Origin of the sequence: Mycolicibacterium sichuanense (assembly GCF_033741125.1) — a bacterium.
In the GTDB taxonomy this organism is placed as follows: domain Bacteria; phylum Actinomycetota; class Actinomycetes; order Mycobacteriales; family Mycobacteriaceae; genus Mycobacterium.
The window spans coordinates 246,831-272,829 of the sequence record NZ_JAWQPU010000001.1 but is presented as its reverse complement, the minus strand read 5'-3'; the positions used below and the strand labels follow the sequence as shown (position 1 = coordinate 272,829).

The following is a 25,999-nucleotide window of genomic DNA, read 5'->3' as shown; positions in this document are numbered from 1 at the left end:
AACAACTAGCGACTGCGCAGCATCCGAGATCTCACCGCATGGGCGACGAGGTGCATACGGCGACTACCCTCTTCGTGGATCGTCTCAAGCTTGTCTCGGGTACCACTCGCACCCCTGAAAGCGGCCGGGGTTTGCAGGATTTGGTTCCAACCCCTGACACAGGGTGGAGAACCCGTTTCCCTGGCGAGCTCACCGATGCGCGACCAATGCTCGGTGATCCTGAGCCTTCGATCGTTGACCTCTGAGAGGTCGACATTGCTCGAGTCGATCCACTTCAGCTTGTCCGCGTCGTCCAGCCAGACAAGGTTTGGCAACCCGTCCAATGCTACGAACTTGGACGTCGGCGAGTACCGCGGGCGATGAACTGGAATACCATAGGCAGAAGCAACGATGCTCAGGTGCAGGCTGATGCCAATCACGCTCTGAGAGTTGGCGATCAACTCCGCCAATAGCAGAGGATCTGGCCACTCCGCGATTGACTTGATCGAGCCGGACGTCCGAAGGTATCCCGCAACATCGACATTCTCATGGAATATCGGAAGCTCGAGAACATCGAACCCTTGCCGGATGGCATCTTGGACGAGACTGCCGATGGGGTCCTTGAAACGACGTAACCCCATGGACGGTTGAACGATTATGTAGTCGCGCCCCAGCCCAATCTCGTTCGAGAGCTTCCAAAAACGATCCGAGAACACTCCTCTCTGGACCAGGTCGGGGATGCCATGCACAGTGTCTGGCACGACGTTCAATTCGACGCGCTGGTTCGCGAACTGCTGCAATCGCTTTCGTGACTGATTGTCACGCACTGCGACATAACCGAGCGCATCGAGAAAGGCCTCCATCAGAGGGCCGGCCCACCGCGGTATCGAGTCGTCGACGCTGACCGCGTTCAGCGCAGCTGGAATTCCCCCGAACCGCGCCGCAATCGCGGGCACCCACCAAAACCCCAATGGGTGGGGTATGCGTGGATCCGACGGTCCGTATCCGTGGGCCATCGCACGGTTGAAGTGCACGAGATGTCCACCGCCGATGAGGACGAGGTCAACACCTTCAGCTTCGAGATGCACTGGAAAGTCTTGGATTGGCTCGACGTCGTAGAACCAGGACGACGACGTCTTGCGTTGGTAGGAATACTTCGTCACGTCGTCGACGCCATTCTCAGACAACCCGTGCGCGGCGATGATGGGGAACATCAGGTCGCCGAAGTTTCCGATGTCGAAGGTTCCGAAGATGGCCGCTCTCACGGTTTCCTCCTTGATTCCCAGCTAGATCGAGTAAGACGAAGGGAATCTGATCGGTCGTCCACAGGTCCTTCTGGCCTCAACGGCGCGTCCAAACCGAGGTAGTCGTGCGCCCGTGCTAGCCAAAGATAAACGGCATACGTTGCACCCATGACCGACATCGCCAAGAGCAATGCTCCGAGCGCCGCTTCGACGCCGAGATGCCGGACACCGATGGCGACGACGAAGGCTACGTAACAGGATAGGGCAGCGAGCTGGCCTATCACCCGCTTCTTCTGCAGACCGATCGCGGTAAGGACCACCCCGAAACCGGCTCCCGAAAACCTCACCAGCAAGATCGCCCCGAACCATGGAAGCCACTGCGAGAGCATGTCAAAATCGGACCCGAACAAGACATTCGTCGTCCAGGTGGGAAGGATGATGAGCGGCAGGGCGAATATGAATCCGATGCCAAACATTCCAATCGCGGCTGCACCAGCCGATCTCCATGTGTCCGAAGCGCGGGTGCTGGCTTTGCGGGCCAGCTGCGGAATCATGACGTTGCCTACGAGGGGCGCAAGAGCTACCACGCCCTGAACGATCTTCTGGCCCGCGGCGTACAAACCGACAGCGTGAACTCCGAACAGCACTCGCACCGCGACAACGTCGATGAAACTCCACGCCGACGTCAGTGCTCCATCTACGCCGTAGGGCCACGCGGCACGCACTGTCCCGCGGAGATCACGTGACAAAGGTCGCCAGCTCAACGGTCGCAGCAGCCGTCGCGCAGCGAGTATGGAGGCAGACAAATAGAGCAGCCGGGCTGTGACGATAGCCGCCGCAACGTGAACGGGCGACCCGCCCAACCACGCGCAGCCTCCTGAGAGCGCAAATTGCACGGCATTACCGGTGGTCGCCAGCAGTGCCTCCACGTCATACCGCCCGATCGCGCGCAATGGCGTGATGAAGTATTCCGCGAAAGACAGAAGGAGGGCTGCAAGCAACAACAGCACGAATAACACAGGTGGCAGAACGGATGGACCCAGTCCCACCGCGAGACCTACTGCCACGGTTGACATCACCGCAGTCAGAAGGTATTTCACGGGTAGGCCGCGGCCGATCAGTGCGGCTACGTTTCCAGGATCGGCAGCAACCTCACGCAAGAGGAACGTCGTGAAACCGAAATCAACGATCAGCATGAGCAACGCGCTTGAGCTGAAGACGAAGCTGAAGGTTCCAAACCTCTCGGGACCCCACACACGCGCCAAGAGCACGAAGAGCAGAGTGCTCACCAACAGCCGACTCGCTATCGAGATGGCCGTGTAGACGAAGCTACTTCTCATACCACGACCAGATAGTGCCCCGCTTGGCATTCGCCGACCTGCCGCCGATTCTACTCATAGCGTTCAAAGTAGGCCGCTACCAGAGGCTTCGGCCGCCGTAGATCCACGCCATCCACGCGGTCTGCCATCGGCGCCGCTGCTGGCACGTGCTTATTCCGCTGAACGACAGCAGACTGTACGGCGAGGCCCGCAACCATGAACACGATGCTCTCGTATTGCGTGATCAGAGCAACGGTTGCGAAGAGCGGTACCTGCCCTAGCAGACCAATTTCAGCAGTCGATGCTCGGCCAAGGACTACTCGGACCAGGACTACTACAAGCGGGGCAAGCGCCAGCGCCAGGACAAGCCAGCCGAACTCCAAGCCGATGCGCAGGATTGCGCTGTCGATGGATTGCGCTTCACTGCCGTCGGTGTGGTAGCTCGGCGACCTGCCAAACCACTGGATGGCCGGCAGATAGGTCGAGTAGAGATCATTCCGGTAATTCGCACTCCCCTGTTCTTCATTCGAAGACCCCAAGGCCCACGTTTGGAGGATCGGTGCGATTAGCGGTCCGACGATCATCGCCGAAACCAGCACAAGAACGACCATCGTGGATCGCACGGCGGGCTGCTTGGAGGCGTAGATCAGACAGATTGCACCCGTGAGGCCCGCAGCGATAAGCGAACCCCTGCTCGCCGTGGTGACGATTCCAGCGACGACGAAGACGAGAAACAACGCTCGCCACGCACGACTGAAAGACGATCTGAGTATGAACGGGATCGAGAGGGCCAGTGACCCACCCAGTGCGATCGAGTGGCCGAACGCCCACTCACTTCTGTCGAGGCCTCCGCGAGTCTGTATTGGATGCCAAGCAGCGAACTCAGGCGTGTAGTAGTTCCAGTTCACAAATGGATGCCAAGCCATGACGAATTCGACTACTGCGAAAGCACCAACCAAGGCAAAGGCAACGGCAACGGCATCAACTGCGAACTTCATTCCTGTGCACGACACCAGCACCCTGATGGCCAAGAAGGGGATCGCCCACCTCACGACCATCTGAGCCCAGAGCGCGGCGTTCGAGTTGTCGAGATACACAGCCAGCATCGCAACAGTGAGGAATGCGATGAAGTACGCATCGAAGACGGAGAACTTGACGTTGCTGCGACCAATCGTGGCGGCGACGGCCATGACGGCCACCACGCAGTGAATCGGTACGTTGGCGAGGACGTGAACGCTGATCCAGATCGGTACCATCGTGACGGACGTCAGCCAAACGCAGAATGCCAGCCGAGGCCTACCCCAACACACCAACATCACAGCGCCACCGCACAATCCGGCGATTAAGCCGGAGACGTTGGCCATTCGCACGGCGGCGGCCACCAACAGCGCGACCATCACCCACACGCCTAGTAAGACATAGTTCTTGGGCGACGCGCGAGCGACTTTGTGCCGCAGATTCCGCAAGGCTTCACCACCCGTCACGACGTCCCTCCGCGCTTTGCCAAGTGATCCCCCGGTTCGCCATGTGCGTTCACGCCAGACTGATTACGAGACCACCGAGCATCTCTGACACCGGCAGAAATGTACGCACCCCACTTCGACCAAATCGTGCCATAACTGCCTTCATATTGCCCTATCTCAGGTAGTTACCAGCCAGTTCGGGACGACGTCGCTTGGCATTCAGATACTCCAATACGTGCAAGACATCGGCAATCTGTGCCAGCGCGTTCGCATAGCAGCCGCCGCCTCTTTCAGTACCCTCCGTGGCGGGCATCAATTACGTTCCACGCCACGAATCCCAGCTATCGTCCCGCTACTCGCCGCGCGCATCTTTACCATCCTTTCTCGCGGCTCCCTCATGGCCTTCGCAATAATGCGACATGTTTCCCAGCCGCCGGCACCGTAGAGGAGCACCCACCGTGACATCCCTGTGTCACGTGCGAATCGGAAACGGTTGCGGGCAAACCAGTAGTAGAAGGTCGAACTCTGACCGGTACCCGAGGACGCGCCGACCGCATGCCAGAGCCGGGCGGCTGGCAGAACACCGAGTCGGCAACCGAGGTTACGAAGTCTCCAACACAGATAGGCATCTTCCCAGTACAGGAAGTAACCGCGTGGAAATCCGCCTGCGCCACGAAACGTCGCAGTTCGCATCATGGGCGCAGCTCCGGTGATGAACTCCGTGACGAATGGTTCGCGAGGCGCATCGAGCAACGGCGCACCGTAAAGCTCGTGTCGCGGTCTGAGAGCGCGTGACGAAATGTACCCCCCGCAGAACCAAATCCATTGACCCTCGTCGCGTCCGCTGTAAATGAGCGGCGAGACCACGTCGTACTCGCCCGTAGTGATCGCTCGTTCGAGGATCTCGATGCATCCGGGCTGCAGACCTGTATCGGGATTCAGGAACCAGAGGATGTCGGCGGGATCGAACCGCTGGTCCGCGGCAAGCGCATTCAACCCTTCACCGAACCCAACGTTCTTCGGACTGAATTTCAACTCGACGTGGCCCAGCCCCGCCACGCCATCTTGGAGTAGCCGCCGGTTCTCCTCCGTCGAGCAGTTGTCTAGGATGTGGATGGAGACGACGCGGCCGCCGAGAGTGTGCCGAGGAAACTCGCGAACAAGACTGATCGTGAGTTCCGGCGTGTTGTAATGCACTGTCAACACACGAAATACGTCTGGTCGAGTTTCACGGTTCGCCTGCGAATCCACATCGGACTGCGGACTGCAGACTGCCATGCCCTCGGCAGGCAGTTCGTTTGTTTCGCCTGGCTTGGGTGCGATGTCTGAGGTGACCAATTCCCTTGGTCGGATAGTTGCCAAGGCAACATCTAGCTGGTCGGCGGCGGTCGTTGATTCTGAAGAATACCCGGCAGAGCAGCCGAGCGATTCACTCAGTTGTGGTAATTGTGCCATTGCCGTATTCGGTTGCGCGGCTTTCGGCTTACGACGAGGACTTCGTAACCCATGAAGTTCGCGGTCTTGACATTTATTAGCAGATTCCTGCTCAAGTGGGCATTCAACGCGTCACGGTAGAGTCCGACACGCTCCGAGAACGCGAAGAAGACCTTATTGAAGCCTATGGCGAAAGGAATCAACATGCCGCCGCCCTTCATGTAGTGCAAGGTGCCAACGAGGACCTCTGGCCACTCCTCGTTGAAGACGTCGTCGGCGATCACCACGCCTCCAGCGACCAAAGTGTCCTCGGCGAGTCGCATATCGCTGACTACGCACTCCTCGGCGTGACCGCCGTCCACACTGAACAGTCGGATCCTCGCGTCTGCAAGCTCGAGCAACGCCGAACTCTGCAGCTTCGTCGAGTCACCACGATGAATTCTCACGCCGTCCGCCGACGACCACCGTGCAATATTCCGTTGGAATATGCCCAAGTCGCCCCGACCTGAATTATCGACGTTGAGATGTTGCTCGCCGAAGACATCGATTGCGACGGAACTACCGTTCTCCTGCAGGAGATTCAGTGCGGTGAACAGTTTGCCGTGGTGCACTCCGATTTCAGCAACAGCGCCAACGACATGGTGCGACCGCTGCGCCGAGTCGAGAATTCGCAACATGGTAAGCACCTCAGGTGCGAGCCAACCGCCTACGAGACGGTGCCCAATCAAGTGATAAAGCCTGAAACGCAAATTCACGCGTGATACCGACTTCATGATCAGGCCGGACCCCCCTTGAGCCTTGGCTGGCGCGTTGAGCATAGCGCGAGAACCCGCGGATTGCGCCGGCGACTTTTCGCGCGCTGCGGCAACTGAGTGCGTCGGCCGAGTCGGACTCCACGCCGGTGTGAAAGCGCATCGACCGGTCACGCCTACGGAATGCGTCGCGACCTGATGAGATACTGAAGCACAAAGAAGCGTCTAAACAGCCCCAATGTCAGCTTGTTTGCCAGCGCCGCCCGCCTTCCGGGAATGTTCCATGAAACCACCTCGACTTCCAACCCTGGTGCACTCATCAGTTCGATCGCGCCGTGACGTGCAAACCAACGAATATGCGTACGATCCAAGATCCCCGAGTCAGTCAACGTAAAACGACCGCGAAAGACGAGCGGCAAGACTAAACCGTAATAATTGACGTTTGGAATGCTCGCCACGATCACGCCCTGCGGCGCTAGCCCAGTTCGCAATTGTTCGATCGCCCCCCACGGGTCGCGGAGGTGCTCAAGCACGTCGAGTGCGAGAATCGTGTCGAAGGGTCCGGTGTCTGCTAGTACCTCGGAAATGAAACCCGGGTCCTCCAAGTCGCCACAAAATACCCGATCGATCTCGTCGTACGCCCCCGCGACCTGATCGGCAATGGCTACATAGCTTGCGCGCCTAAGTCGCTTGAGCGCGGCGCCGGTGGCGCCTACGCCGCCACCGAAGTCGAGTAACCGTCCGACCTGATCCGGCAAAACTGGGAAGACGTCTTCTCGGACCAAGTCGTGGTAACGCTCGATAGGCTTTCGCGACGGCATAGACCACCTTATGAGTCCAGATTGGCGTGGCTGGAGCATAGCGTCGACCCTGACACCGCAGCAACAATTCGTCCCTCCCGACAGTTTCCTGACAATGCGCTGCGCTTCTGTCGGCAAACGGTTGTGTGCCTCACTAGTCGGCCAATACGCTTAGCCCATGCAGCATCGCCGCGAAGTGAGTACTGCCCGGTGAGCGAATTCACCACGCTTACAACAGCGAATTACCCATTAGTGGGTAGCAAACAGCTGGAGTTCAGGGCAAGGCGGTTGTCGAACGTGGACGATCCGACATGAAGACGAGCGCCTGCACAGAAGCGGACGCGGTCCAGCCGTGCACGGGCGCCGAGCGTCCGGCGACATCGCCCCATGTGCCGGCCGAGTTGGCGCATCTCGACGAAAATGCCTGGCCAGGAATAGGTTTCAGCAGGCCCGTGACGTGCCTACTTCGATGCGCGTCGGGCTTGGTCGAGCACAAGAGACCCGATCCACGGACTTGTCGCGTAGAGGCTTCGCGATGAGGCGCGCCGCAGGGAGAGTGCAATCTCTCAAGGTCGGATCGGCAGCGCAGTTGTTGCCGGTAGTAGCCGGATATGGCATTCAGCTCTTGACGACTCCATACGTCCTCGGTCGGTTAGGTCTGCACGATTTCGGCATATGGTCCATCACAGGAGCGATCGCACAGTACGGAGCGCTATTCGATCTGGGAGTCTCGCGAGCGGCCAATCGCTACGTAGCGCTGTTCCACGTGAGGGGTGACGACAAGGGTGACAGCAGGGTCGTAGGAACGTGCATCGTGACCTTGAGCGGGCTGTGGATCATCCTGAGCGGTCTCGCGTTCGCAGCATCCGGTGTCGTCGACACCGCCCTGGGCACACACGATCCGGTCCTCGCCCGCAACCTCATCCTCTATGCAGTCGCCATCCTGATCGTCGGTCTCGTGGCGAGGGTACTCGCGGCCGCGTCGGTCGGCAGGGGCCGCATGGTGCCCGCCGGAATAGCCATTGCGATTCTGTCAACGCTGCAAGCGTGCGGCGGCGTAGTAGCGCTCGCGGTAAGCCCATCATTGCCGCTGTTCGCCGCCGGAACACTCATCGGCACCGTTGCGGGACTTGCGGTGGTGGTGGCGATCATCCTTGCGGATGAACGGCGAATCCACGTCGCCGTCCCCACCATCCCCCTCGCCGGGGAGCTCATCGCCTACGGCGTGAAGTCGCAAGTTGCTGCCGCAGGCGACATGTTGCTGCTCCAGTCGGGAAAATTGATTGCCGGCATCATGATCGGACCCGCCGCGGCGGGTATATGGGAGTTGGCGAGCAGGCTGGCAACTGGGGCGCAGGTGTTGGGTGCGGCATCGGCGGCAGCTTTGACTCCACATCTCACGAGGACATTCATCGTGAGTGGAATGGACGGGATAATAAACGAATACGAACACCTAACCCGCCGCAACACAGCGGTCGCGGTCATGGCCCCATCTTTGATGGCGGCCACTGCGACTACCTTGATTCCATTTTGGCTCGGTGGTGGTCATGGCCAGGTCGTCGCGGTCTTGTGCGCGCTCCTTCCCGGGGTGGCGATTAATTTGTCGACTGCAGTTAGCTCGTCGACTCTAATGGCGATAGGTCGTCCGGCAGTCATTGCCTATGTGACGGTCGCGGGCGGTGTATTTCAGACGGCGCTCGCAGTCTCCATGGCGTATGCGTGGGGGTTCGTCGGCATCGGAGTCGCGTTTGCGATCGGCGTGCCAATTGCGAAGTTCGCCGGCCAGTGGTTCATGCAGCGAAGCGCTGCTATACCCATGCGTCTCTATCTTCGCGGAGCTGCTGGCCCGTACGTCGCAGCGGCAGCATCGGCATGTGCCGCGTGGCCGGTTGGACTGCTCGCTCACCCATACGACCGCGAATCCGCCGCCTGGCCATTCCTCGCCTCTGCGGCCATCTTCTGCAGCGTCTATCTTTCCGTTGGCTGGGGCCGTGACTATTTGCCCAGAATCACACTTAGGCGCCAGGGCTCGGATATGGCTAAAGAGGAAAAGGGACGCCATCGAGCCGCCGAATGAGGCTTCCGTGAGCTCCCATCAGCGCATTCACGTTGCCAAGGGACATGCACCCTCCCGGTACGTCGATTTTGGCAAATTTTCGAACGCACAGGTGATCACTTGGGTCGGTCGATGACTGAAGCCGGCACCACCACCTGCACATCGATCTCCTTCCGCCAGCGGGAATATTTACATGACCATTTGGGGCGTGCTAGTCATCGAAATTGAAGAACTCCGAAGACGTTGTCGCGAGCCAAGGGAAAGCCAGCTACTCTTTCCTAGACGTTGCCAGATGGTTGGTCCTATCAGCGGCGAATCGGTCGCTGCGTACTACTGAGGTACAGAGGGGGGAACCTTGCCGTCAGTCGCAATCATCGGAACGCGCGGTTATCCGAGCTATTACGGCGGGTTCGAGACAGCCGTCCGTAAGTTGGCCCCCGAGCTCGCCAACATGGGGTGGGACGTAACCGTCTACGGCCGACCTGGCGCCACGCGACCCGGTGACGCGACCGCGGACCCCCGCGTGGTCGCTCTAGCTACTCGTGGCGTCGAAACGAAGAGCTTCAGCACGTTGTCCTACGGATTCACGGCAGCGCTGGACGCGGCGAAGCACCGACCAGACGTCGCTCTCGTGATGAACGTGGCCAACGGCTATTTCCTACCGCTGTTGAAGGCACGCGGAATACCGACGCTGGTCAACGTCGACGGACTCGAATGGGAACGGGCGAAATGGAGTCCGTTGGCGCGGAGAGTTTTTCGGACAGGTGCGAGGTTGACGGCACGGTGGGCGAATGGCTTGGTGTTCGATGCCAGGGAGATCGAAAGGTACTGGCATGAACGGTTCTCGGTCGGAGGATCTTTCATTCCCTACGGCGGTGACGTTCCGCCCCCTCTAGAGGTTCCAGATGGCCTCGACCACCGAGGTTATGTGCTCTTGGTCGCGCGATTCGTGCCGGAGAACGGTGTGCCGGAGTTCTTCGACGCCGTGCCCACCATAGCGGCGCGCCACAGAGTCGTGATAGTCGGCAGCACGGGATACGGTGGCGAATTGGACCAGAAGGCAAGACATCTGGCCGATAGCTATGACACGGTGACGTGGCTAGGCCATGTAAGCAATGACTCGCTTCTGTTGGCATTGTGGCAGCACGCCGGCATCTACTTCCACGGACATAGCGTCGGCGGTACCAATCCTGCGCTGGTTCAGGCCATGGCAGCCGGCGCGCCCATCTTGGCCCGAGATACGGTCTATAACCGGGAAACACTCGGCTCGGCAGGAATGTTCGTCGACTGCGGCAGCGCTTTGATCTCAAAGACTGTGCTCGAGTTGATGGACAATCAGGACGTACTCGATCAAGCCTGCCAGACGAATACTCGTAGGGCTGAAGACCACTATTCGTGGAAACAGGTGTGCAATGACTACGAGCGCGCGCTTCGGGGCCTGCTCTGCTGCTGACGCGAGACGCCTGCGCCCTCACAGTTCGTGGTCCCGTCCTTCCTCCGCCAAGGCGCTTCCCGGCGGCCGCGTCCCGCTGCCGTGGCGGTGTCTGCTCGAGCACAACTAATAGACCGATGATTCGAGGAGCACGAGGCCGATGACACGGCGGCAGCAGCAATACTCGCGCAGGACCGTCATCCGGCGGGCTGCCGGCACGGCGACGGCGCTCGCTCTGCCGCTGCTTGCACGAGGACCGAGCGCGGCGGCGGCAGGATCGGCGGCCAATCCCACTTTCTACGTTTCGGCATCGGGGAGCGACCAAGCCGATGGCCGAAGTCCCCAGACTGCCTGGGCGAGCATGCGGCCCGCAACTGAGCTACCGCGAGACGGTTCCACCGTGCTCTTCAAGCGCGGGGACACGTTCTACGGCGAGTTCGTCGCGCCCTTCGGCTGCGAAATTGGGGCGTATGGCTCCGGTGAGCGGCCGATCTTAACCATGTTCAAACTGTTGAACCGGCCCGACGCCTGGTCCCACCATTCTCCAGGCGTGTGGTGCATCGATCTTGGCACGGCATCCTCGCATGAGGGTTACACGGCTACGACTGACGCCAACATCGGTTATCTAATGGTGGATGGAGTAGTCAAACCTGCACTGCGGATGGAGATTTCCGATCTCCGAGCGCCCTGGGACTTTTGTTGCGACGTTCGAGAGAAGATCCTATTCGTCGCAGCCGCCACCAACCCGACCATCTTGGCGGCCGACATCAGGGCCGCCCCGAATTGCAGGACTGATGACGGGACGGGCGGGATCGTCTACTGCCCGAACGGATCGAACGAGATTCACGATCTACACCTGACCGGAAGCGGCGGGTGCGGCATGGGAGGAACGGGTGCGGATGTTCACGTTCACGACTGCCTCGTCGACTACGTCGGCGGCTCCTTGCTGCTCGACGGTACGAACCGCCGGTACGGCAACGGAATCCAGAATTGGGTGAACGCGAAGCGGTGGCTCGTAGAGCGGAGCGAGATCGCCCACGTCTACGATGCGGCGTGGACGGCTCAAGGCGACGCTGGAGACGACGGCAGCTGGCAGGATCTCACTCTGCGAGACAATCACATCCACGACTGCAGTCAATCCGTGGAATTTTGGTCCAGAGGTAGCGCTTCCGCCGGTGGCTTTCAGCGAATTCTCGTCGAGAACAATGTCTTCGAACGAGCAGGGCTATCCGCCTTCTCTGCGGTTCGACCAAATCAGGACGTCCGAGTCCACCTGCTTACCTACCTGTGGGAGACACAGGCAGACATCACTCTGCAGCACAACGTTTTCGACGATGCATTCGGAGCATACTCATATTTCGCCTTCGACCCAATCGGATTGGTCTCGCAGAACAACGACATTCGCATGAAGTCCGGTCATCGAGTGCAGTTTCAACGCAGCGAGACAGTGGACGAGTTTGCCGCTTGGCAAGAGCTCACCGGACGAGAAGCTGGATCGACGATGACGATCCTGTCATCCTGATGTCGACCTGTCTGTTGCAGGCCAACGCCTGCGATCGTGCTACCTCGTGGCGGATGAGCGAGAAAACAGCTCGGCCCAGGCGGTCTGGACCATGCCGAAGACGTCACGATGACGATCGCGAATGCATTGCGTGTCGAACGTAAGGACCTGCAACACGGCTTCGTACCAGGCCGATTGGTCATCGACGATTCCCGGCCAATCCGAGCCATAGAGTTGGGTGATGTGTTCGTGCCGGGGCGCGACGATGGGCGTGCCCGCTTCAAGGCAACGCACGGCAACTCCGCTTTGGAAGAAGTAGTCGTACGGAATCACGACGCAATCCGCGGACTCCACCAGTGCCGCGAAGTCATCCTCGGCAACGAATGCATCATTTACCGTCCACCCCGCGACTTTCGGCCATCCCCGGCCGTGTATTTCGAGCACGCACGTTCCCGCGGCGCCATTCGCAATCGCGTCGAGCGCTGACAGTGAGCGAGTATCCTTGAACCTTCCTAGTACTCTCACCACCGGTGCGCTCCCGATCTGTCGATCGCAGCCCTCGATCAAGGGTGTAGGCCGCCCCACGGGATGGGGTACGACGATGCCTTCGACACCTGTTTCGCGCGTACCCACCCGCTGAGCCGTCTCCGTGTGATAGATCACCTCGATGGCGCCAATCCTCTTTGTTGCTCTGAAAACCCATGCTGCCCAGGTTGATTGACCATAAGAGCGTTGTAGGGGCGCCGGGTCGTGGACGATCACGTAGACGCAATTTCGTCGCGCCAGCCGCAGCAGAGTCAAAGGCTCGAAATATCCGAACAAGGGCCACAGCACCACCACGGTCTGCCCACTGATCTGACGCGCCATCGTCCAGCGTTGCCAGACGCACCGCACGGCCACCTGAGCGCGCTCTAGTGAACCCGTTAGCCCGTCCCCAGGTGTGGTCACTGCGACCTCGACGGACCTAAAGTTGGCCTGTTGAAGCATTTCCCGCAACTCGCCCTCGTAATGGGCGAGGGTGTACTTGAGCGGATTGACGAGCAGGATGTCGCTGTTCTTCCTCGCTATCACGTTCCACCTCGGCTTGCCTGCTTGGCCTCGAGCGATCTCAGCTTACGACGTTCGGGGCTCAGCATGCTGGGCATCATCGACGCCTACGACCCCGTGAGGGCGCGGGTACCACGACCCGGCGTCCGGTGAAGCCACTGCATGGGTGAAGTTGTCCGCCACGGAACCTACTACGTTCAGTCGGGATCGAGCTCATCAGCAGCTCATCGAGACCTGTTGAAGGAAACGGAAACGACCAAACGCGACAACCCAGGCTGCCGCCCTGGTCGCACGCACAGAATCCGAATCACCGCACACAGGCTATGGCTACATCGATGCGCGAGTACGGCGGCTCTGCGGAAGGGCTCAGAACTCCTCGTCGAACCGGTCCGGCGGGTTCGATCTCGCGCGCCCTGCGCCAAAGGACGGTGACCTCCTACGATGAAGGTGTGAAGATCGGCCGCCCTCGCTCGGTGCTACTGGCCACTGCCTTTTTGTTGCTCACGACGTGCAACTGCTCCGGAACGGAAGACGCCGGCCTTGAATCCCACACCCCCAAGCGTGCTTCGGTCGTAAACCCGGCGTGCCCCCCCGACGAAGTCGTAGCGTGGGGTGATTCGCTGACCTATGCGCTCACACGAGCAGACGGAACATGGGCACAGGCGGACCCGACCTGGCTCGACGTCGTCGGGCGAGACCTTGGGATGAAGACGGAGAACTTTGGCCTTCCCTCACAGGGTTCCGCCGAGATCGCCGTCAGACAAGGTGGATTGAAGCCTCGACTCACTCTCCGCGGCAACGAGATTCCAGCTGGACCTCCCGCCGCGATAGACGTCACCACCGTCAGCCCGAACGACGGATGGTCGCGATATGGCGACGCCGGTGTGATGAAGATGCATGGCACTCTCCTGGACGTCCAGGGGACGCTGGTGCACACCGTGAGGGCCGGTGTCGATGCTTTCACCTTCATCCCCGACGCTGACCGTACTGCGCCAGTGCAGGTCCCTTCCGGATCGCTGTTCAAGGGAGACGACGGCGACGGTTACCGCGCGTGTCTGCAGATCATCTGGGCCGGAACCAACAACAGCAAGGAACCCGCCGCGATTGCACGCGACATCGCATCGATGGTCGCCCACCTGAAGGCGCCGCGGCGTTACCTCATCGTCGGCACGGTTCCCAGCGTCATCGATCAACTGTCAGCCGCCTACGGATTACGTTTCGTCGATCTGCGGTCCTGGCTAATCAGCGACGGCCTGAGTGCGGCAGGCTCCAACCCGTTGCCTTCCGATGTCGCGGCGGTAGCACAGGGAGACGTGCCACCGTCCTTGACAGTAGACGGCACGCACTTCACCAGTGCTGCGTACGAAGCCATCGGACATCATCTCGCGTCCGTCATCGAGACGATGGGATGACACGATGGTGGGCGACCGACGGCGCATGGTGAATCGTGGCTCAGAAGGTCGACCGGCGGACCGCAAGAACCCCGAGTCGCGGCTGTGAAACCCTTGGTTCATCGGTAAATCGGCTAGCTGTATGAGGCCATGACGTTGGTGACGCCGGTGGCGAGTCGTGATGCTGGTGGCTGTCCTTTGGCGGCAGAGTGTGGTCGATGGTAGTTGAAGTGGATGTTCCATACCTTGAGTGCGTCGCTGCGCTGGGTCTCTGAGGTCCAGGTGCGGGCGTAGAGGAACTCTTCGGCCAGGATGCGGTTGTAGCGTTCGACCTCGCCGTTGTGGCGCGGGGTGTAGGGCGTGATGAATTGATGCCGGGCGCCGTGGAGCACGTGGGCGAAGTCCTTGGCGCGGTAGCAGGAGCCGTTGTCGGTGACGATCCGTTGAATGTGGGTGATGCCGTGAGCGGCGAACCATACCCGGGCGCGGTGCATGAAACCGATGGCGGTGACGGCTCTTTCATCGTGGAGGGCTTCGGTGTAGGCGAGTCGGGAGAATCCGTCGACGGCCGAATGCAGATAGACGTATCCGGCCCGGGCTCCGGCTTTGGTCGCTGGGGCCACCGCTTTGGCTTGGGCGCTGCCCTTGCCGTGCACTCGCCAGCCGCCGCCATCGGGGATGCGGCCGACCTTCTTGACGTCGACGTGCACCATGTAGCCGGGCCGGCGCGCCACGATGGTTTGCGGCACCCGGTTGGACTGCCCATTGGGGCCGATGAACCGGCGTCGGTTCAGTCCCAGCGCCACCAGATGCCTGCTCACCGTCCGTCGGCTGATCGCCACGTCGCGGCGTCCCAGCTCGAAGGCGATCCTGGCCGCCGACCACTTCCGGGTCCGCCGTAGCGCCTCGATCTCGACGACGACCTCGGCGGCCGTCGCGGTCGGCTGACCGTGCGGCGCACAGGAACGGTCCACGAGGCCGACCTCGCCGTACCGCGGAACCGGTTGACCCACTTGCTGGCACCGGCCCGCGAGATACCCATCTCAGCAGCGACATGGGCGATCGGGCGATCAGCGCACCGCGCGACGAGTCGGCGACGGCCTTCAACGGACAACGGGGCATTACCGTGGGTCATGGACGGGTTCCTTCGGTTCTCAGGACGAGGGGTTTGGCGATTTCTCATCCTGCCGCCGAAGAACCCGTCCCCCAGACACCCCAACCCGTGTCGGCGTCTACAACCTCATGACCCGCAACAGCTAGCTGCTATTCATGGAACTGCGCCCTTGAATCGCCATGCCTTAAACTCACCGCAGCCGAAACGGCAGGAAAGGTGCACAACTACCGAAACTTGGGCCGGTAACTGTGCAACGCTAACTGTCGAAGAGAATGGCGACTCGGTGAACTTGCGGGCACGGCGGGGGGACTTGACATGGCCACAGTTTGGCAGAGATACGACCTCGCCATGCGCCGGCGACGTGCGGACGCCGAAGCCAAGCACCAGCGCCTTGACGTCCAAGGCTTACGAATGGTTGCGATCCTCACCGTATTTGCCAACCATTTGTGGGGTTGGCCGCAGGGGGGATTCGTCGGCGTCGATGTATTCTTCGTAATCTCCGGATTCCTGATCACTGGGAACTTGTTGCGAAACGCCGAGATCACGGGGACCGTTTCATTCCGCGGCTTTTACTGGAATCGTATACGACGAATAGTGCCCGCAGCGACGCTGGTGTTGATCCTGACATGTGTGGCCTCCGCGCTCGTATTTCAACCGTTCCGCGCGCACCAGGTGGGGACGGACGCCTTATGGGCTTTCGTCTTCTGGGCGAACTGGCACTTCTTGGCCCAGGGCACCGACTACTTCCATGCGGGCACTGCAGTATCGCCGATTCAACATTATTGGTCGTTGTCGATCGAAGAGCAGTTCTACTTCTTGTGGCCGGCGTTGATCTTTGCGATAAGCGTACTGATCGTTAGCCGCAGATGGTCACACTCGCGACGTAACGCAACGGCGGGGGCCGTGATGGCCCTGATAGTCGTCACCTCCCTCTCATGGGCTCTGTACGAGACCGCGACGGCACCGGTCGCCGCCTACTTCAACACGTTCGCCCGAGTCTGGGAGCTTGGCGTTGGTGCGCTCCTGGCAACCGCGATAGGGCCACTTGCCAGAATCCCTCGAGCTTTGCGGCCGCTCCTGTCATGGGGGGGCCTTCTACTGATCGGAGCGAGCCTCTTCCTGATCAGAGACGGTTCGACGGCATTCCCAGCCCCATGGGCGGTGCTGCCAGTTTGCGGGGCTGCGATGGTCATCACCGCAGGCGTTGGCGGTGAACCGCCTTACCAGGCGCTTCTACGCAACCCAATCAGCACCTACATCGGCGACATCTCCTACTCGCTTTACTTAGTCCACTGGCCGGTGATCGTCTTGGTTGGCGCCCTCATGGACGTCGGGCCCTACTACTACATCTCGGCGACAACTCTGTCGTTCGCCTTGGCAATCGCGTCGTACCACGGCGTCGAAAACCCGCTACGCCGCGCGGATGCCCGTAGCCTGCAAGTCTTGGCCACGCAACTGCGCCGACGCCGATACTGGCCAACGAAGTCAAGCCAATACGCGGCGCTCGGCGCGTGCACGCTCTTGGTCATCGCGATGAGCGCATTTGCCCTTCAACCCCTCAAGGCGCCGACCGCTCCTCCCGACATCGCCGTGGCGGCTTCGTCGACAGGTGACGACGACCCCACCCCTGCGGGAAATGCGCTGCCGCTCGGATCAGCCCTGCACGACCAGATCGTAGCGGCGCTGAAGGCGACGAACTGGCCTCAATTCGAGCCGTCGATCGAGGAGATAACCCAGGCGCCAGCAGCAGTGCCGGAGGTGCTGCCCTGCGGTGGACCAATACCTCCCCCCGTCCCGGATTGCACCTGGGGTGATCCCTCGGCACCCACAAAGGCCGTTCTGCTGGGCGATTCCGTTGCGATGGCCTACCTGGGACCGCTCATGGACATCGCCGTGAACTCTGGAGGAAAACTCCAAGTTCACAACGAAGCTCAGTTTGCGTGTTATTTCATCGACGACCCCATCGCGAACGACGATCAAGCCCTTGCCGACGCATGTCCCGATAGGAAACGCCGTGCCGTCGATTACATCAACGACACCAAACCCGACATCGTCTTCATCTCCCACACGTACACCGACAAGAAAGTCAATGGAGCCAACCACGTCATGTCGGCTCGCGAATGGGGGGTCGCCCTAAGCAAGTTCATCGAATCGTTCCGCGGGAGCGTCAAGAAGATCGTCTTCCTCGCACCCCCGCCTGCAGACAAGGTCATCGGCGACTGCTACGGAAAGCGCGCCAGCACACCCGCAGACTGCATCAGCAGAGTGAGCGGCGACTGGCGACGAATGAAGAACGCCGAACAAGGGTTGGCCCAAATTGTCGGTGGAGTGTGGATCGATTCCCGGCCCTGGTTCTGCGCCGCCACCTTGTGCCCCAGTTTCGTCGAGAACATCTTGACAAAAAGGGATGCCGTCCACATGTCGCAGCCGTATGGAAAGAAGATCGAACCGGCCATCAATGAAACGCTGCTTGCTGCTGGACTGTTGTAGGCGCGCAGACTGCCGGAGTGGCGTCGTCGACGAACAGCCTGGATTGCGCATCCAAGCAGTCCCAAGCCAGAGCAAATTCATTCAGCACGACTTGCTGCGGGTTTGACGTTATCGCCGATATACTCCCCGGAACTGAGCAGGGGAGCCGCCGTCATGGAGTTAGGGGGCTTGAAAGCATGAGATTTCTCGGCGGTCATCAGAGTAATTCGCGTCGACACGGCGGGCGTAGCAAGGCAACAGGCCAGCGTCTCGATCTTCAGGGCTTGCGAATGCTGGCGGTCCTGGCCGTCTTTGTCAATCATCTTTTTGGCTGGCCGCGAGGCGGTTTCGTCGGTGTTGACGTCTTCTTCGTAATCTCGGGCTTTCTGATAACGGGCAACCTCTTGCGCACGGCGGAGGCGACGGGCACCGTCTCATTCAGGAAGTTCTACTGGAATCGAGTCCGCCGGATCGTTCCCGCCGCCACGGTGGTGTTGACCCTCACTTATGCCGCCGCAGTACTCGTCTTCCTACCCTTCCGCTCGCACCAAGTCGGCATCGACGCATTGTTTGCGTTCGTCTTTGCAGCAAACTGGCATTTTGCCGCACAAGGAACTGATTACTTCGCCACCGCTGCGGAATCGGTCTCGCCCATCCGGCACTACTGGTCGCTGTCCATCGAGGAGCAGTTCTACTTCGTGTGGCCAGCAGTGATCTTCGCAATCAGCGTGGTCATCATCCGCAAAGGCTGGAGACATGATCGCCGGATGCAACTCGCCGGTGCAGTAATGAGTGCAATCGTCCTCGTGTCCTTCGGTTGGGCCGTCATCGAAACCGGATCGACTCCCACACTGGCCTACTTCGACACATTCGCAAGGGTGTGGGAGCTCGGTGTGGGTGCTATCGCCGCAATTGGGGCCGGAAGGCTCGCTCGTCTCCCGATGAACGTCAAGCCTTGGCTCTCATGGCTCGGCGTCGTTCTCATAGCTGCAAGCATGCTGTTGCTAAGCGACACTTCCGACGGCTTTCCGGCACCGTGGGCTCTTCTTCCAGTTGCCGGTGCGGCGGCGATCGTCGCGGCTGGTGTAGGTGGGGAACCCGCATACCAGCAATTCCTCCGCAATCCGATTAGTACCTACGTCGGCGACATCTCCTACTCGCTGTATCTGGTGCACTGGCCCGTCATTGTGATCCTGGGAGCGATGATGGAGGTTGGGTCGTACTACTACGTCACGGTTGTGACAGCCTCGTTCGCGTGTGCCATTGCCTCATATCACCTCGTCGAGAACCCGCTGCGCCGCGTCACGATCGGCAAACTTCGGGAAGTCAGGCACCAAATCTTCGTCGGGGCGTACTGGCCGGCGAAGGCGAGCCAGCACGCCTTGCTCGCGGCGGGGACGCTGTTGGTCGTTTCTCTTTGCGCTTACGTCATGCAGCCAACGAAGATGTCGTCGATCCCACCAGATCTAGCGGTCAGCGCGACCAGCGCCCAGCCGACGGCTGCCGCCAAACCCGTTCTGCCTCCCCAGGCGGCGGACCTTAACAGAGAGATTGTCGCCGCGCTCCAAGCCACGGAATTCCCGCAGTTCGATCCGCCCGCGGACCAGGTGCTGGGTTCAGGTCCGAAGGCTCCACCTGAGGTTGCGGGATGCCAATACGATCCTGGTCCTCCGGAGGACAGATGCACATGGGGAACGTCAACAGCTTCCAAGCGTCTAGTCATCATCGGTGACTCCCTTGCCGCTGGATACGCAGCTCCGCTGCGCGACATCGCAATGAGTTCCAATGGGCGGCTACAGGTTCACATGGAATCGACACCGGGTTGCACTTTCGTAGACGGTCCGGTCGTCGGCGGCGGCGAATCGTGGATCGACACGTGCGCGAGCGACAAGCAGCGCGCTATCGATCTGATCAACCAGCTCAAGCCGGATATCGTCATCATCTCCAACTCGTACACGTCGAAGCACGAGGTGGGATCGGACTCCGTCCTCAGCGGTGGCCAGTGGCGCGATGCGATGCGGAACTTCGTTGAGAAGTTCAGCGCTAGCAGTTCCAAGGTCGTCTTCATGTCGCCCCCGCCAATGGACAAGAAAATCAGCGACTGCTACGGGGTGCGGTCCCGCACTCCGGCCGACTGCATAAGCAAGGTCACGAGCCAATGGAAGTCGATGGCCCAAGCCGAGCAGCAACTCGCAGCCTCGATCGGCGGAACGTGGATCGACTCGCAGCCTTGGTTCTGCACTGTCGAAGGTCTTTGTCCCAGTTTCGTGCGCAACACCCTGACCAAGACCGACGAAGTGCACATGACCCCTACGTACGGGCAGAGAATAACGCCAGTCATCGACGAGTCCCTGCAAACCGCCGGGGTCTTATGACGTTGCGGCTGACGTCGCCCGCTTAACGCATCCCGGGTTTGGCTGAAGCCGCACCGACTAGCGCGCTTTGAGCGAATCAGTACAACGCACTCGAATTCGATGTTTCACAATTTGCTCGAGATGCTCTACAGTCTTTCTAGCTGAATACTGTTGGGGGGCAGATGAAAAATACCGTTCGTCATGCATTAGCGGTTCTCGCGCTGGCGGTGACGATGATTGGTGGCAGCGTCGCCGTAGCAAGCGCCGCTCCCAACGTCGTCGGGATGACCTATGACAAGGCGAAGGCTGCAGTCTCGCAGGCGGGGCTGACTGCGGAGGTGTCGACCAGCGTCGGCACCGAATTGCAGCAGGGTGACTGCGTCGTGGCGGGCCAAGGACTGCGTCCTGCGTCGACGTTCGGTCAACAGTCGGTTCCCTCGAAAGTGCTGCTGTTCCTTAATTGCAACGCCTCCATCGCTTCGGCGACGCAAGCAGGTAATTCTGCTGCCAGTCCCGAGGGGCAGAAAGCCAAGAAGGAGCAAGCCGCGGAGGAGTGGCGCGCCAATACTACCGACGGCCAGACCTGGTGTACCGAGAACAAGCGGCTGCACCCGCAGTGGGACTGGTCGCAGATATTGGGCTGCTCTACCTGACACGACACCAAGCCAGAGGTACAGAAGAGTCCTGCAACGGGCCACTAGCTGCTACCTGAGTCGGAAAACGGTACTGATATTCGGCCCTACGATTGAGGTTGGAAACTTCCGCGCTACTGCAGTTTGCTCGCGTTAGTCCCGGTTTCTGATGCTCACGGAAGCCTGACGGGTACATACCTGGCCGTAATGACTGCTGGGCGCCGCGGTAAACCTGCGCTATCGTCGCTGCCGAAGTAAGTCCAACAAGTAGTCTCCATAGCCTGACTTCACGAGTCGTTCGCCGCGTCGCTGAAGCTCGTCATCGCTGAGATAGCCCTGTCGCCACGCAATTTCTTCTGGTACGCCGATCTTGAGTCCAGTACGTCGTTCCATCGTGCGCACGTAATCCGCGGCGTCGGTCATTTGATCGAACGTGCCGGTGTCCAGCCATGCCGTTCCGCGGGGTAACACGTCCACCCTTAGCCGACCTTGCTCGAGATATGCGCGATTTATATCGGTGATCTCATACTCACCGCGGCCGCTGGGAGTTAGTCCGCGCGCAATTTCCACAACGTCGTTGTCATAGAAATAGAGACCCGGAATTGCGTAGTGGCTCTTGGGCTTCTCGGGCTTCTCTTCCAGAGATACCGCCAAGCCTTTGGAGTCAAACTCGACGACGCCATATGCCGATGGCTCCGCTACCCAGTACGCAAAGATCGCGCCTCCGTCGACCGTGTTGAAACGCTTGAGTTGTGTCCCCAAACCCGGGCCATAGAGCAAATTGTCACCAAGCACTAGGGCGACCTTGTCGTCAGCAATGAAGTCGGCGCCGATCGTGAAGGCCTGAGCGAGCCCATCGGGCGATGGCTGACGGGCAAACGTGATCGAGACCCCCAGCCATGAACCGTCTCCCAGCAACCTCTCGAAACCGTCTGCGTCGTGCGGTGTGGTTATCACCAGAATGTCCCGTATTCCCGCAAGCATCAACGTCGATAGCGGGTAATACACCATGGGCTTGTCGTACACCGGTATGAGTTGTTTCGAGATACCAAGCGTGATCGGATGCAATCGTGTCCCGGAACCTCCCGCCAAGATGATTCCCCTCATGCAGTCATCGTGACACAAATCGAATGAATGGACAGACGTCATGCGCTTTGTTCGTGAGAATGACATCGGATGGGGCAGATCGTTGAATCCACCCTGAGATGCCTCCCAACCTCGGCCCGCCGAAACTGGAATAGGTTGTACCCGTCGGGCAGCGGAGCGCTGCCAGACGCGATCGCACACAGACGACCCAACGGGAGGCTAGGTTGCACGTTCTGTTCGTCTGCACCGGGAACATCTGCCGCTCACCGACAGCTGAACGGCTGAGCGTCGCCTACGCGAAACAAGATTCTCGCTCGGACTTCCAAGCGTCTAGTGCTGGAACGAATGCATTGTCGGGATATCGAATTCATGACGAAGCAGCAGCAGTCATCCAGAAGCTCGGCGGCGACCCGCGCAACTTCGCGGCGCGTCAAGTAACGCACAAGCTTGCGTCTGAAACAGACCTCATCATCACCATGACCAAGGCCCACCGCGACGTGGTGCTCGGGCTAGCTCCGAGGGCGCTTCATCGAACCTTCACGTTGGACGAAGCAGCCCGGCTCATTCGTGACCATCAGGCCCGAGAAATCGCAGACTTGTCGAATCTTCGAGCCAAACTTCACTACAACGAATCCTGCGACATTCCCGACCCGATTGGCCATGATTCCGACTACTTCATGACAATCGGATCACAGATTGCAGAGTCAGTTCGGGCAGTGATCCAGCTCGGCCACCGCGGTTGATTCGGTTGGCCGGTCGGGACCCAACGGTCGCGGATTGCTCCGTCGAAATCAACCGTTGCCATGGGGCAATCGCCCTGTCATCATTGGTTCACCGATTTGGGGGGTCGGCAAACTCATGAAGGACTCACTTGCTCACAGCGTGTCCGACGACGCACCACAGACCAACACGTCATCGGAATGTCCTGAACTGCGGCGGCTGGCCGAGGCCCGGGCAGTTCTCGAGAACGCTCGGCGCCAGGCCAAGTGGAGACGAGAGTGCAAGAACCTTCAGGCCGCGTCCCATGCCGTCCGAGCCGCGGCAATCGCCGCCCACAACGCAGGAATCGGATGGACCGAGATCGGTGACGCGCTCGGCATAGTTCGCGCGAGCAGCCCCGCCTAGACCGCACAAGCTGGCACCGCTCCCTGGATGCCGACGGCGGTAAGCCAACGTCGGCTCGACAGCTCATGCTCAGAGGGTCGAGCAATGCTGAGAACCCTTTACGATCTGGGCGTCCCACGCTTAACCGGCCGTCGTGAGCGGGCAATTGTCCGGAAGCGGTGGGACGAATGACGGGCAGGTCCATATCCTCCGCAACCATATGGTGACGAGTACCCTCACATCACCGTGGGGCCGCTCCGCATCGCGGCTTGGCTCAGCGCACGTCGTTTGCGATCAAAAATTTGCCAAACCATCAACTATGCGTATATTTTGGCGTGACAGTTAATGGCGCAGAGGAGCCGCGGACGTGAACAAGGCGCGTTTAGCAACGTCGGCGCTGCTCGGCTTGGCCGCCGCATTTGGCGCCCGCGCCGGCGCCCGGTTCTTCAATGGCCTCGGCGATCTTTGCCAGGAGAGCGAGTTGGGGTACTCATCCGCCAACTCATTGCCGATTGCGGGTCAGCCCGGATTTCCGGACACTAGCGGCATCGGGCCCGCCGACGTCAAGATTCCGTTTCAGCCTTGCGGCGCCAAGTGAACGCGTCAAATTGATGCTCTCGGCTCGGTGCCCACACTGCCGCCATAGGCAATTGATCTATGGGATCCGCACCCTTCCCGGTTTCGACTACAGACCCCCGTCGTTGATGTCGAGATAGACGGATTCGGCAAGAATCGCTGCCGCTAGCATTGGGGAAGTAAGCCCAAGGCACTTGTTGCGGTATCGGCGACTCCGACCAAGTGGCGCCACTCTGGCACGGGTCCGAGCAGTACGCAATCGACGGCGCATGCCCGTCTGTGACTATCCCTTCGCCAAAATCCACCACGTGTGCATCATCGAGACAACGGGCAGGGAATGCTAACGACGTTCTGTGCATTCGAGTTTGCTGTGTTCGAGGTTGTAGTTGTTTGCACCCCCTCAGACGACCGGCACGTCCAAGATCGGCCGCGGTTCCTTGGCGCCCGGCCCGTCGAAGTGCCACCACTCCCCCGGGTACACCGCCAGACCACCGGCCTGCATCGCCGTCCGCAGCAGTGCACGGTTGGCCTGCTGGGCGGCGCTCACGCCCTCGGTCGCGTACGCCAGGCTGCGCGGGGTGAAGTCGTCGAAGTCGGTACCCATGTCCAGCCCCGCGATGGTGACGTCGATCGAGCGACCGGACTCATGGCTGCGGGCGTGATCACTGGGCCGCGCAACCCAATTGGGGTTCGGCACCTCCTGGAACATCCGCACCTGCACTTCGTGCGGCCGGTAGCAGTCCCAGAGGACCAGCGTATGACCTCGTGCGCGTAACTGATTGGCCGCGACGGTCAACCCTGGCACCAGCGACTCGTGGATCAGGCAGCGGGCGTTCGACGGATAGAGCTGCTCGCCGACGAAGTTGTTGGGCGTCGCATAGCGCAGATCGATCACGGCGTCCGGTACCGCGGTCCGCACGTCGACCAGACCCGCGGCTAGGGCCTGCGCGGAGACCGGCGGCGGCTCGGCAGCTGCCCGGCCGGCGGCGTTCAGCGTCAGGCACGCCACCCCGACGAGTGCGACCGACCACCTGATGCATCCGCTCACCCGAGAAGTGTGCAACACCGCGGGCCCAGGCACGCGAAGCAGCCGGCGCGCGTCGCTCGGTGGTCGGGTACAAAGGATCGTGGCCGAGGAAGTGGAGAACCCCTGAGGAGCGCGCGCCGATTGATCACCATCGTCATCGGCGTCTTCCTGCTCGCAGCTGCGGGCGCTGGCCTGCTCGTCCGCTATACCCCCATCCCCAATCATCTGACGCTCTACCTGGTCATCGCCTTCCCGGCCGTCATGCTGGCCGCGCCGATCGCCCTCCTGGTCCTGCTGCTTGGCCGCCACTGGTGGCTGGCCGGGCTGGCGGCCTGCCTCACCGTCGTCCTGGTGCTGGTCCAACTGCCCTGGTTCGTCGCCGAGCAGCCGAAACCGGGGGCGATCCCCCTACGAATCTTGACCAGCAACATGCAGTACGGGCGCGCCGACGCCGCGGCTCTCACGGCGGTGGCCGACGCCAACGCCGACGTGGTGTTGGTGCAGGAGCTCAACCCCGCGGCCGTCCGCAGACTGGCCACCGCCGGCCTGGACGCGGCGTTCCCCCACCACATCCTCGACGCGCGGCCCGGCGCCGAAGGGGTCGGTCTCTACAGCCGCTATCCCCTCACCGAGTCACGTCGCATTCCCGGCTTCGCCCTGGCCATGGTCCGTGCGCGCGTCACCGTCGCACCTGGGGCACCCGCCACCACCCTGCTCTCGGTGCACCTCGGCGCTCCCTGGCCCCAGCCCATCGACGACTGGCGGGCCGACCTCGCCAAGCTCCCCGACACATTGGCCGACGTGGCGACCGAGGCCGGCGACGGGGCCGTCGTCGTCGGCGGTGACTTCAACTCGACCATCGACATGAAGCCCTTCCGACAGCTCCTGACCAACGGTTACCGCGACGCCGCCGAACAGGCCGGCAGCGGCCGCGACTTCACCTACCCCGCCAATCGCCGGTTCCCACCCGTGCTTGGCATCGACCACGTGCTGACCAGGAACGCGACCGCGCAATCGACGCGGACCGTCGAGATCCCCGATACCGATCACCGGGCCCTGCTGACCGTGGTCATGCTGCCGACGGCCTAGCAGCAAATTGCGTTGGTGAATCCACCCAGCGCCGAGCAGGTACAAAGCGATTTGCCGACCAGAACGGCAAGTTCGTCGGATACCCGCGCCCGGCGACGCCGCGACATAGCGTCTTCAGCGGCGTCAATTA

19 protein-coding genes and 1 pseudogene are annotated in these 25,999 nt (G+C 60.7%); 10 read left to right on the top strand and 10 right to left on the bottom strand.

Going from position 1 to position 25,999, the window contains the following annotated elements; genetic code table 11:
- Window positions 1-5 precede the first annotated feature (5 nt).
- The 6 genes from SBI80_RS01295 to SBI80_RS01270 all read right to left on the bottom strand — a co-directional run bounded on the left by SBI80_RS01295 (window position 6) and on the right by SBI80_RS01270 (window position 7,012).
- Window positions 6-1,244: a polysaccharide pyruvyl transferase family protein gene (locus tag SBI80_RS01295; RefSeq protein WP_318972556.1), complete on the bottom strand. Its 1,239-nt coding sequence runs from the start codon at window positions 1,242-1,244 to the stop codon at window positions 6-8.
- Window positions 1,241-2,563 carry an oligosaccharide flippase family protein gene (locus tag SBI80_RS01290; protein WP_318972555.1) on the bottom strand — a complete coding sequence of 441 codons (1,323 nt, stop codon included), beginning with the start codon at window positions 2,561-2,563 and terminating at the stop codon, window positions 1,241-1,243. The genes SBI80_RS01295 and SBI80_RS01290 overlap by 4 nt, the downstream gene beginning before the upstream one ends.
- Window positions 2,564-2,613: 50 nt before the next feature.
- Window positions 2,614-4,026, bottom strand: a complete 1,413-nt coding sequence (locus SBI80_RS01285; protein WP_318972553.1) for an O-antigen ligase family protein — start codon at window positions 4,024-4,026, stop codon at window positions 2,614-2,616.
- Between the two features lie 291 nt (window positions 4,027-4,317).
- A complete protein-coding gene (locus SBI80_RS01280) occupies window positions 4,318-5,460 on the bottom strand; it encodes a glycosyltransferase family 2 protein (protein ID WP_318972552.1) in 1,143 nt (380 codons plus the stop codon).
- Window positions 5,439-6,116, bottom strand: a complete 678-nt coding sequence (locus SBI80_RS01275; RefSeq protein WP_318972550.1) for a class I SAM-dependent methyltransferase — start codon at window positions 6,114-6,116, stop codon at window positions 5,439-5,441. The genes SBI80_RS01280 and SBI80_RS01275 overlap by 22 nt, the downstream gene beginning before the upstream one ends.
- A 251-nt stretch (window positions 6,117-6,367) precedes the next feature.
- On the bottom strand, window positions 6,368-7,012 hold the full coding sequence (locus SBI80_RS01270; RefSeq protein WP_318972548.1) for a class I SAM-dependent methyltransferase: 645 nt from the start codon (window positions 7,010-7,012) through the stop codon (window positions 6,368-6,370).
- Between the two features lie 793 nt (window positions 7,013-7,805).
- Between SBI80_RS01270 and SBI80_RS01265 the strand changes: the two genes are divergently transcribed.
- From SBI80_RS01265 to SBI80_RS01255, 3 genes are all read left to right on the top strand, one after another.
- A complete protein-coding gene (locus tag SBI80_RS01265; protein ID WP_413232608.1) occupies window positions 7,806-9,068 on the top strand; it encodes an MATE family efflux transporter in 1,263 nt (420 codons plus the stop codon).
- 334 nt (window positions 9,069-9,402) lie between these two features.
- On the top strand, window positions 9,403-10,500 hold the full coding sequence (locus SBI80_RS01260) for a DUF1972 domain-containing protein (protein ID WP_318972544.1): 1,098 nt from the start codon (window positions 9,403-9,405) through the stop codon (window positions 10,498-10,500).
- Window positions 10,501-10,879: 379 nt separating this feature from the next.
- A complete protein-coding gene (locus SBI80_RS01255) occupies window positions 10,880-12,001 on the top strand; it encodes a hypothetical protein (RefSeq protein WP_318972542.1) in 1,122 nt (373 codons plus the stop codon).
- Between the two features lie 39 nt (window positions 12,002-12,040).
- On the opposite strand, the gene SBI80_RS01250 is transcribed toward SBI80_RS01255, so the two are convergent.
- Window positions 12,041-13,051: a glycosyltransferase family protein gene (locus SBI80_RS01250; protein ID WP_318972541.1), complete on the bottom strand. Its 1,011-nt coding sequence runs from the start codon at window positions 13,049-13,051 to the stop codon at window positions 12,041-12,043.
- A 425-nt stretch (window positions 13,052-13,476) separates the two neighbouring features.
- On the opposite strand from SBI80_RS01250, the gene SBI80_RS01245 reads away from it, so the two are divergent.
- Window positions 13,477-14,439: an SGNH/GDSL hydrolase family protein gene (locus SBI80_RS01245; RefSeq protein ID WP_318972539.1), complete on the top strand. Its 963-nt coding sequence runs from the start codon at window positions 13,477-13,479 to the stop codon at window positions 14,437-14,439.
- Between the two features lie 113 nt (window positions 14,440-14,552).
- Here the strand turns inward: SBI80_RS01245 and SBI80_RS01240 are convergent.
- A pseudogene (locus SBI80_RS01240) lies at window positions 14,553-15,553 on the bottom strand (IS481 family transposase).
- A 294-nt stretch (window positions 15,554-15,847) separates the two neighbouring features.
- Here SBI80_RS01240 and SBI80_RS01235 point away from each other — a divergent pair.
- The 3 genes from SBI80_RS01235 to SBI80_RS01225 all read left to right on the top strand — a co-directional run bounded on the left by SBI80_RS01235 (window position 15,848) and on the right by SBI80_RS01225 (window position 21,008).
- Window positions 15,848-18,022 (top strand): acyltransferase family protein, encoded by a 2,175-nt coding sequence (locus SBI80_RS01235; protein ID WP_318972536.1) that lies wholly within the window; start codon window positions 15,848-15,850, stop codon window positions 18,020-18,022.
- Between the two features lie 176 nt (window positions 18,023-18,198).
- The gene (locus tag SBI80_RS01230) at window positions 18,199-20,376 is read left to right on the top strand and encodes an acyltransferase family protein (protein WP_318972535.1); all 2,178 of its coding nucleotides are present in this window, start codon (window positions 18,199-18,201) and stop codon (window positions 20,374-20,376) included.
- A 161-nt stretch (window positions 20,377-20,537) separates the two neighbouring features.
- Window positions 20,538-21,008 carry a PASTA domain-containing protein gene (locus SBI80_RS01225; RefSeq protein WP_318972534.1) on the top strand — a complete coding sequence of 157 codons (471 nt, stop codon included), beginning with the start codon at window positions 20,538-20,540 and terminating at the stop codon, window positions 21,006-21,008.
- A gap of 216 nt (window positions 21,009-21,224) precedes the next feature.
- On the opposite strand, the gene rfbA is transcribed toward SBI80_RS01225, so the two are convergent.
- Window positions 21,225-22,094, bottom strand: a complete 870-nt coding sequence (rfbA, locus tag SBI80_RS01220; RefSeq protein WP_318972532.1) for a glucose-1-phosphate thymidylyltransferase RfbA — start codon at window positions 22,092-22,094, stop codon at window positions 21,225-21,227.
- Window positions 22,095-22,297: 203 nt separating this feature from the next.
- On the opposite strand from rfbA, the gene SBI80_RS01215 reads away from it, so the two are divergent.
- Together SBI80_RS01215 and SBI80_RS01210 are read left to right on the top strand one after the other, a co-directional pair.
- Window positions 22,298-22,816, top strand: a complete 519-nt coding sequence (locus tag SBI80_RS01215; protein WP_318972531.1) for an arsenate reductase/protein-tyrosine-phosphatase family protein — start codon at window positions 22,298-22,300, stop codon at window positions 22,814-22,816.
- Between the two features lie 728 nt (window positions 22,817-23,544).
- Window positions 23,545-23,775 (top strand): hypothetical protein, encoded by a 231-nt coding sequence (locus SBI80_RS01210; protein WP_318972529.1) that lies wholly within the window; start codon window positions 23,545-23,547, stop codon window positions 23,773-23,775.
- A gap of 378 nt (window positions 23,776-24,153) precedes the next feature.
- On the opposite strand, the gene SBI80_RS01205 is transcribed toward SBI80_RS01210, so the two are convergent.
- Window positions 24,154-24,762 carry a M15 family metallopeptidase gene (locus SBI80_RS01205; protein ID WP_413232648.1) on the bottom strand — a complete coding sequence of 203 codons (609 nt, stop codon included), beginning with the start codon at window positions 24,760-24,762 and terminating at the stop codon, window positions 24,154-24,156.
- 159 nt (window positions 24,763-24,921) lie between these two features.
- Here SBI80_RS01205 and SBI80_RS01200 point away from each other — a divergent pair, with 159 nt between their 5' ends.
- Complete coding sequence (locus SBI80_RS01200) at window positions 24,922-25,869, top strand: endonuclease/exonuclease/phosphatase family protein (protein WP_318972527.1); 948 nt, start codon at window positions 24,922-24,924, stop codon at window positions 25,867-25,869.
- Window positions 25,870-25,999: the final 130 nt, after the last annotated feature.